Source organism: Streptococcus sp. CL8.13 (assembly GCF_049737895.1).
In genome coordinates this window covers 1-1334 of the sequence record NZ_JBKOTT010000144.1, presented here as the reverse complement: position 1 = coordinate 1334, position 1334 = coordinate 1, and the positions used below count along the sequence as shown (strand labels likewise).

Genomic DNA, 1334 nt, shown 5'->3' with positions numbered 1-1334 from the left:
ATCCCTGACTGGACCAGATTGGTTTTCTTGTCCAAGTAGGAGGCATAGGTCAGCATGGCTGTAACCCCTAGTGAGAGGGCAAAGAAAGATTGTCCCAGAGCATAGAGGAGACCAGCGCTGGTCAGTTTTGAAAAGTCTGGTTTGAGGAAGTAAAGAACTCCTTCCATGGCATTTGGCAAACTGAGAGAGCGTCCGATGATGACGACAAAGATGATAAAGAGCAGAGGCATCATGACTTTTGAGGCTCTTTCAATTCCTTTTTGAACCCCACGTGATACAATGAAGATATTCAATAGGATAAAGGCTGCCTGAGCTCCAAGGGCAATGGCTGGATTTGAAATGATTGAAGTAAATAACTGAGCATAATCCCCCGTTCCACCAATTTGGAACAATTTTCCAAACTCAATGCCTAGATAAACCAGAATCCATCCCCCAATAACACTGTAGAAAGATAAGAGGATAAAGAGGGCAAAGGCACCAATCCAACCGATAAAGTTGTACTTACTATTCTTGCCGAGTTTTCCAAAGGTTTTGATTGCTGAAACACCAGCACTACGGCCAAGGGCAAATTCAGCAAGCAGGAGCGGGAAACCGATTAAAATGGTAGAAATAAGAAAGACTAGTAAAAAGCCTCCACCGCCATTAGCAGCAGTCATATAGGGAAATTTCCAAACGGCTCCAAGTCCGATAGCTGAACCAGCAGATGCTAGAATAAAGCCTAGTTTAGAACCCCATTGCGATTTTTCAGACATAGTTAAACTCCTAAAATTAGTATTACAAAAGAAAAAGCTACTGCCCTTGGCAAATAGCCTCATCAGTACTCAAAATGAGCCTTTCTTTTGATTGATAGACTTGACTATCCTATCATGTTTTCTAAGGTCTGTCAAGAAAACCATTTTCACGTTATGATAAAGTAAAAAATTTCGCAAAAACGCTTGACTCTGACCTAGGGGGAGGGGTTATACTATCAATGTAATACTCTTCGAAAATCAAATTCAAACCACGTCAGCGTCGCCTTACCGTACTCAAGTACAGCCTGCGGCTAGCTTCCTAGTTTGCTCTTTGATTTTCATTGAGTATAAGGAGGAAATCATGTACCATATAAAAGAAGCTGCGCAGCTTTCGGGCGTCTCTGTCAAGACCCTACACCACTACGATAAGATAGGACTTTTGGTTCCTTTAAAGTCGGAAAATGGCTATCGAACCTATAGTCAGGAGGATTTGGAACGCCTTCAGGTTATTCTTTATTACAAATATCTAGGTTTTTCTTTAGAAAAAATAGCAGAGCTATTAAAGGAAGAAAGAGAAGATTTATTGCCTCATTTGACCAGGCA

At 41.3% G+C, this 1334-nt stretch carries 1 protein-coding gene and 1 pseudogene; one reads left to right on the top strand and one right to left on the bottom strand.

Annotated elements, in window-relative coordinates; genetic code table 11:
• Window positions 1–896 (bottom strand): annotated as a pseudogene (locus ACLNCN_RS04815) (sodium-dependent transporter); the annotation flags it as partial.
• 196 nt (window positions 897–1092) lie between these two features.
• Here ACLNCN_RS04815 and ACLNCN_RS04810 point away from each other — a divergent pair.
• Window positions 1093–1334: MerR family transcriptional regulator (locus ACLNCN_RS04810; RefSeq protein ID WP_424844742.1), on the top strand; the 242-nt coding region annotated here is incomplete at its 3' end.